General features: G+C 49.4%; 4 protein-coding genes. 3 read left to right on the forward strand and 1 reads right to left on the reverse strand.

Annotated elements, in window-relative coordinates:
• Positions 1-463: 463 nt before the first annotated feature.
• From FDW87_RS04205 to FDW87_RS04215, 3 genes are all read left to right on the forward strand, one after another.
• Complete coding sequence (locus tag FDW87_RS04205) at positions 464-1,150, forward strand: flagellar brake protein (protein WP_016152158.1); 687 nt, start codon at positions 464-466, stop codon at positions 1,148-1,150.
• A 24-nt stretch (positions 1,151-1,174) separates the two neighbouring features.
• The gene (locus FDW87_RS04210; RefSeq protein ID WP_046275132.1) at positions 1,175-1,762 is read left to right on the forward strand and encodes a helix-turn-helix transcriptional regulator; all 588 of its coding nucleotides are present in this window, start codon (positions 1,175-1,177) and stop codon (positions 1,760-1,762) included.
• Positions 1,763-1,863: 101 nt separating this feature from the next.
• Entirely contained in the window at positions 1,864-2,631 is a 768-nt protein-coding gene (locus FDW87_RS04215) for a bifunctional diguanylate cyclase/phosphodiesterase (protein WP_016152160.1), read from the forward strand.
• Positions 2,632-2,820: 189 nt separating this feature from the next.
• Here FDW87_RS04215 and FDW87_RS21725 read toward each other — a convergent pair.
• On the reverse strand, positions 2,821-6,785 hold a 3,965-nt coding region (locus FDW87_RS21725), incomplete at its 5' end, for an autotransporter outer membrane beta-barrel domain-containing protein (RefSeq protein ID WP_252362993.1).

The following is a 6,785-nucleotide window of genomic DNA, read 5'->3' on the forward strand; positions in this document are numbered from 1 at the left end:
TGAAATATAATTATTCACTTTTTCACAATTACTAGTCGGAGCTATATTCCTGGTTAATGATATAGTGCAGTAAGCATTTTTTCTTCTTCTTGCGATAGCACGCCAGTCCGCATACTGCGTGGTCCTTCCATCAAAACCCATTCATTTCCCACTATTTTTTTCTGTGTAGTTCTTGCTATTTGTTATCTCAAAATGACATTTCAAAAAATTTTATTATTCTCTTTTGTTATAGTTAGCCAACAACTTCATGTGGTTTTAGGCATGGCTTCAGCTAGAATTAACTTTGATTAAATGTTTTTACGTATCAATAAATGGCTAAAGATAGTTAAAAACTTAATTTTTAACCAACTGTTCGACATGGAATCCACTATGGTAATTAAGCACCAGGGGTGGATGCTGATCTCGCGTTTTGTGAGTAACCAAAAGCGAGACATATCTTAAATATGGAAATAAGGGTTTTAGAATGAGCTTTGGATTAGCAAAGGACAACAAGTTTGAAATCATCGCTACCCTTCGTGAAGAGTTGCACAAGAAAACGAAACTTGAAGTTTTATGTGAAAACCATAGTGTTATCACGCAGTTAGAGAAGATTGATTTCGAGCGGTTTGTCATCTCCGGACACGAAGACATTGTTCCTGAAAAGGTCCAGTACTTTATCCTGCACAGTGAAAGTGGGATTGTAAAATTTAGTGCCAGATTCGAACAAACCTTATCAGCAGGTGCACAAGCAGGATTATCCTACTTCATCCCGGATATGATTTTCTTTGCCCAGCAGCGACAAAATCAGCGTTTTTCCTTCCTGAAGGGTTACGACTTTTTCTGTTTTGGTCGTTACAAAAACGGAGAAAACTACTCTCTGAAGATTAAAAACATCTCGCAGGGCGGTTGTGCATTAATTGTTAAAGATGTGAACTCCCGTTTTCTCTATAAAGATGCGGTGATTAAAAATGCCGCGCTGGATTTTGATACGTTTGGCAGTTTACAGCTGGATTTGAAAGTGATCGATGTCGTCATGATCAATGAATTTGATGAGGATAATCAATTGTATGCCTGTCATCAGATCTCATGTGAGTTCGATTTTAAAAATCGTCGTGAAGAGGCAGAGGTCGAGAAGATTATTATTAAATTTTTAATGAGTAACAAGATTTGATGCTGATAAGGAGCGATGAACAGGATGTTGATGTGTGGCAGTGATAATTTTGTGGGCAACGGTTTGTTCGCCTACCTGACAAGCAAACATGTACCGATACAAACATTCCAGTTTGAGGATATGTTGCATCAGTCATCATTATGCCAGCATCAAACCATGGTTTTTAATATCATTGATAACGAACAACCATGTTCAGCTATCGTGCAGTTTTTGAATAAAAACCGCTTCAAGTTTTATAATAATGTCGTGGTAATTATTGCTGATAGTTTGGTGGCGAAATTATGTGTAGAGTTATTATATGTTGAAAAAACGATAGTTTTGACGGAGAAATCTTCACTGCGCGATTTCGGTCAACTGGCGTCGTTAACGGCCGGGAAATGGAATCCCCGGCTGTATCGCTCACAGAAAAGATTAACCGAGAGAGAGCAGCAGATTCTGAATTTATTGGTAAACGGATATACCGCCAGAGAAATTTCAGAGTTAGTCAGCCTGAATTATAAAACTATCCAGGCGCATAAAATGAGGGTCGTCACCAAGCTGGGACTGACCAATACCTCGGAATTAAATAAATTAATTGTCAGATTTACCCATCGTATGTCTTTTTTACCCTAACCTGGCCATTCTATTCTGATGTAACACACCTAATAGTAGATACAATTCGGGAGTGATATTGACTGGTTTTTAATTTTTATGATTTGTTGAGGGAGAGAGGAATGTTTAATTCTAGTGAGGTGTTAACCGCGCTTGAAAAGGCATTGAATACCAGTCAGCTTTATATGGTTTATCAACCAATTTTTAATTTGCGTAATCAGCGTATTAGCGGGTTTGAAGCATTAATGCGTTGGAATAGCCCCCAGATGGGGATGATCTCTCCCGATGTTTTTATTACCTTGCTGGAAGACAGCGGCAATATCATGTCAATTGAAGATATGGTTACCCACACTCCCTGGGATGTGGCAACCCGTTGGCCAGAGCCCCTTGTATTGTCCGTCAATATTTCCGCGCTTGAATTCTGCGATCCGCTGTTACCCCAACGCGTCAGAAAAAACCTTACTGTATGTGGTCTCCCGCCCCATCGATGCCAGATAGAGGTCACGGAAACGTCGCCGCTGTGCGACAGTCAGGTCGCGGCTAAAAATATGACGGAGCTGAAGGCGATAGGGGTCAAAATTGCCCTTGATGATTTTGGAACCGGCCACGCCAATCTTAACTATCTGTTGAAATATCCTTTTGATACCTTAAAAATTGATAAGGAATTTATCGCCGGCATTGAACCCGATACCCGCTCAACAAAGATTGTTGAGGGTATAATTTCACTGGCGCACAATTTTGGTATTGAAGTTCTTGCTGAAGGGGTGGAAACTCAGTCCGAACTGGACCGGCTGATGCAGATTGGTTGTGACAAAATTCAAGGCTTTTTCATTTCTCCCCCGGTGTTGGCAGAAGAGATCCCGTTACTCCTGACGCAGTATAATCCTTAATCTTCTCCCTCTCTGTTGTTCCCCTGAACCTCGATTGTTTCGCGTTGCCAGAGGGCCGCTCCCGCGCTTTTCCTGCCTATAAAAATAAGTCCGTAGGCCTGATACGTTAAGCGCATCAGGTAGCTTTGTATCCGGGACAGGCAAAAAAAAGCCCCCTGTTAAACAGAGGGCTAGCGAGTTTATGTCAGCTTAGAACGATTTCTTAAAGCCAATTGATGCATTAACCGGCGCTTCAACCTGCGACTTACTGCCACCGTTGCTAAATTGCGTACCCAGTTCTCCGTAAACCTGCAGGTTTCTGTCGATAGACCATGACAGACCGGCTGCAACTTCAGTGCTGGAGTACTGTTGTGAAGACTCAAGCGTGGTGGTGGCTACCGCATTGCTAAAGTGCGTTTTGTCTTTTGAACCCAGACCCTGCCAGACGTTGACCCTGCCGTAAGGCTGGAATTTGCCATGGTTGGTGTCATAGTCAGCGACCAGACGCACGCCCAGACGGGCGGTAAAGGAATCCGCGGTATCCATTTTCACTTTCGTTTGGGTCACACCATCAAGCCGCCCGTTATCAAAGTCGCTGTATTGATAGATCAACTGAGCCTGAGGTTCCAGACTCCATGCGCTGGCACCTAAACGGAACGATTTACCCACTTCTGTCGACGCCGTCAGCGTGTTGCCTCTGACGGTATACGAGCCGTTGTTACCGGTCGCCGCCAGGCGGGATTTATGGTTACCGTATTGCAGGACGTTATCAACATACATTCCGTCGCCTGAGAACCAGGTGGCGTAGCCGCCGACATAAAACGCGTTGTCGTCGATGTTGCCGCCTTTGCCGTCGCTGCCTGTCTTCGTGCCTTTCACGTTGCTGTCGATATCAAGAATGCTGGTATACATCCCGGCTTTCCAGCTTTCGTTGGCATACATATCGACGCCAACCTGAATCCCCATGGTGTGGGAGCTGGTTTGCGTTCCAGCCGCATCATCCAGTTTGGTTTTACCGGAGTAGCCAATCATTCTTGCCCAGGCGCGATTGTCTTCATCAATACCTGGTTTAACCTCGTCACCCATACGCTGGTGCATGTTGCCTAACAGGCTGATGTCGCCCTGACGAACGACGCTGGCGAGACCAGAATACAGCATAGTTTCTGGACGATATTCGCTTCTCAGATACCAGTTTTCACCCTGACCCTGAGCGTTACCCGCATGCAGTTGATACTCAAATGCGCCTGCTGCCATACGATCGGCGGCAAGATGGAAGGCGTCTCGTGACGTTTGTGCCGTAGTGGTTGCGCCATTGAGCGCGGTTACCACTTCGATACCATCACCAATAGTTGGTGCGCCGAGACCAGAACCATCGACATCCAATAGCGTACTACCGCTGGCTTTACCGCCATCGATAATCAGACGGTCGGCAATGCCTGCGCCGCTGCCATTTTGTGTGGCCGCCATGTTGATAGTCCCTTTTTCGCCGGTGTAATCCCCTTTGACGGTTAACGTTGTGCCAGTCTGCTGGCCGATGAGTGAAACATCGCCGCCGTTGCTCAGTCCCGCTACCGTCTGGTTGTAACCTTGCGTGTTGAGGGTGGTGTCAGCGACAACGTAGTGGTGTGATGCGCTACTCAGAGTGTTGGTATTACCCGCCTGCAGTACACCGTTGGCAATCAGCGTTGCGCCGCTGTAGCTGTTTTCACCATGCAACTCCGTAACACCGCTGCCGGTTTGATGCAGTTGGCCTTCGCCGCTGATATTACCGGTCAGCGCCAGGGTATCGCCACGATTGACGTTGAGTACGCCGTTATCAACGATATCCCCCTGAATGCTGCCGATATCACCGCCGTTACCCAGCTGTAAAACGCCTTGCTCGATGGTGGTGCCACCGGTGTAGGTGTTATCCAGCGTCAGGGTGAGGGAGCCTTTACCAGTTTTGGTCAACTGACCGTTACCTTCGACTTCCGTCAGCAGAGAAACGTTATGTCCGTTGGTGTCGAATGTGCCGCCGCCGGATTCCAGAGTCACCTGACGAGCGGTATCAAACGCTTCACCATATTTCAGCGTACCACCATTAAAGGTAATTCCCGTCTCTGGTGCGCCAAGGTTGGTATCACCCGCCACCTGCAGCGTACCTGAGGTGATGGTGGTTCCACCGCTGTAAGTATTGTCGCCAGTGAGGATGAGCGTACCGAGGTCGCCTTTATTCAGGCCGCCGGTGCCGCGGATCACGCTGTCGATAGTCGCGGTGTAGTTAGCGCCGTCTACTGTGCCATCGCCGACGCGAATCAGCGTATTAGCCGTATCGGTGGTAATGGCTTCACCGCCCACGCGATAACCATCGGTGGCGAACTGTGCGCCACTGATGATGACGTCGCCTTTGCTGTTATCGACGGTTACATTGCCCGCTTCACCCTGGAAGACGGCGAACGCGGCATCGGTAAACGGTGCATTCAGCGCGCCTTCTGGCGTTGATTCATCCGTTGTCCAGTTGTCATTACCCTGGCTGGATTGCCAGATACCGTCGCCGCCGTTGATGACGCCGTTGTTTTTCAGCTCGCCATTCTCACCGCCGGTGCCGTCCCAGAAGCGCAGCGTCAGCCCGGCATGGTTAACCAGGTTAACCTGGTTATTAACCGAGGTTTGTACGTACAGGCTGTCCGCAGCTTCCGGCGCGTCGGCAATGTCCATCACATTGTTGGTTAATGTGCCGGTGTAGTTGATGACGCGGTAAACACCAACGTCAAAGCTTCCGCCTGGAGAGGTCTGGATATTGAGCTTACCATCGAGCGTCAGATCGCCATTCACATCTATCAGGTCATTGAAGGCTCCGCCTGGGGTATAGGCCTGACCAAACTGGTAATCAAGCTGTGCGTTATCGCTGAGCGTCAGTGAACCGGTAGTCAGTTTACCCACGCTGTTGATGGCCGCACCCGCGGTAATATGGCCGTCATCCAGTACATCAACCGCGCCGCCGATAATACCGTTCCCGCCGAGCGTTGCCCCAGATTTCACCGTCACCTGACCGGTCGCGGCAGACTGATTACCGTTGACCAGCAGTACGCCTTCATTGACGTCCGTGGTGCCGGTCCAGGTGTTATCGCCGGTCAGCGTTAACGTGCCGTCACCGATTTTCACCAGGCTGCCATCGTTGCCGCTGATAATGCCGCTGATGGTGTCATCAAGATGCAGATTACCCAGCGACAACTCTTTATTGCCCAGTTCGACATTCCCCGCGCCGGACAACGAGCCGATAGATGTAGCGCTGTCGACTGCGCTGATATCGACCTTGCCGCCTGCCAGGTTTTTAACGACAGTATTCTCTGCTAACGCCTGGTCCGCAAAGGTCATCAGTCCGCTGTTATTCACGCTAGCAGAACCACCGCTGGCGTTTTCTTCCAGCGCCAACGTACTGTCTTTTGACACGTTAACCGTCGCCTCGCCCGCGGTGGCGTTATCGGTTAACAGCGCTTTCGCTGTGCCCGTCAGGTTCAGTTTTGCGCTCGCGGCGGTGACGTTATCCGCCAGTGTTAACAGGCTATCGGCGATGTTCATGGTCAGGGATTTCAGGCTGGTCTCTGTTCCGCTGACATTGAGCGTCGCCCCGTTATTGACGTTCACGGTGCTGTTTTCATTGCTACCAAAGGCCCCGGTTTTGCTGACGTTGACCGTCACATTGTTGGCATTTCCGGTACCGGCAATTTCTGTGTCGCCTTTATAGCTGTTCGCGCGATTGAGCGACAGAGTACTGCCCGCATCGCTTGAGCTGCTGGTGACTTTCAGTTTACCGTCGCCGGTAATCTCACCGGTTGGCGTGAAGTTATGTGAATTGAGGTCAAACACCGCCGCGTTATCATTCGCGCCCAGCGCAATGGTGCGATTGCTGGTCAGGTCCGCGCCCATCTGCAGCGTGGAGCCGTTGTTGATAGCCAGGTCGGTTCCGCTCTGACCGAGGTTGCTGTCGGCGGAAATCTGCAACGTACCGCCATCAATGCGTGTGCCGCCGCGATACGCGTTATCACCGCTGAGGATCAGACGGCCAAGGTCGGTTTTCACCAGCGTCAGCTTGTCAGTCGTGCTGGCTTCGCGGATGACGGACTCAATGGTCGCGGTATAGTTTTGCCCCGCGCCACCCGCGCCAACGCGCAGCAGCAGTTCACCGGTTCCCG

It is taken from the genome of Citrobacter sp. wls826 (genome assembly GCF_005281245.1).
GTDB classification, from domain to species: domain Bacteria; phylum Pseudomonadota; class Gammaproteobacteria; order Enterobacterales; family Enterobacteriaceae; genus Citrobacter; species Citrobacter braakii.

What these genes read in the sequence shown, in the direction of transcription:
- FDW87_RS04205 (WP_016152158.1), top strand. Translation starts at nt 464, where the DNA reads ATGAGCTTTGGATTAGCAAAGGACAACAAGTTTGAAATCATCGCTACC.
- FDW87_RS04215 (WP_016152160.1), top strand. Translation starts at nt 1,864, where the DNA reads ATGTTTAATTCTAGTGAGGTGTTAACCGCGCTTGAAAAGGCATTGAAT.
- FDW87_RS04210 (WP_046275132.1), top strand. Translation starts at nt 1,175, where the DNA reads ATGTTGATGTGTGGCAGTGATAATTTTGTGGGCAACGGTTTGTTCGCC.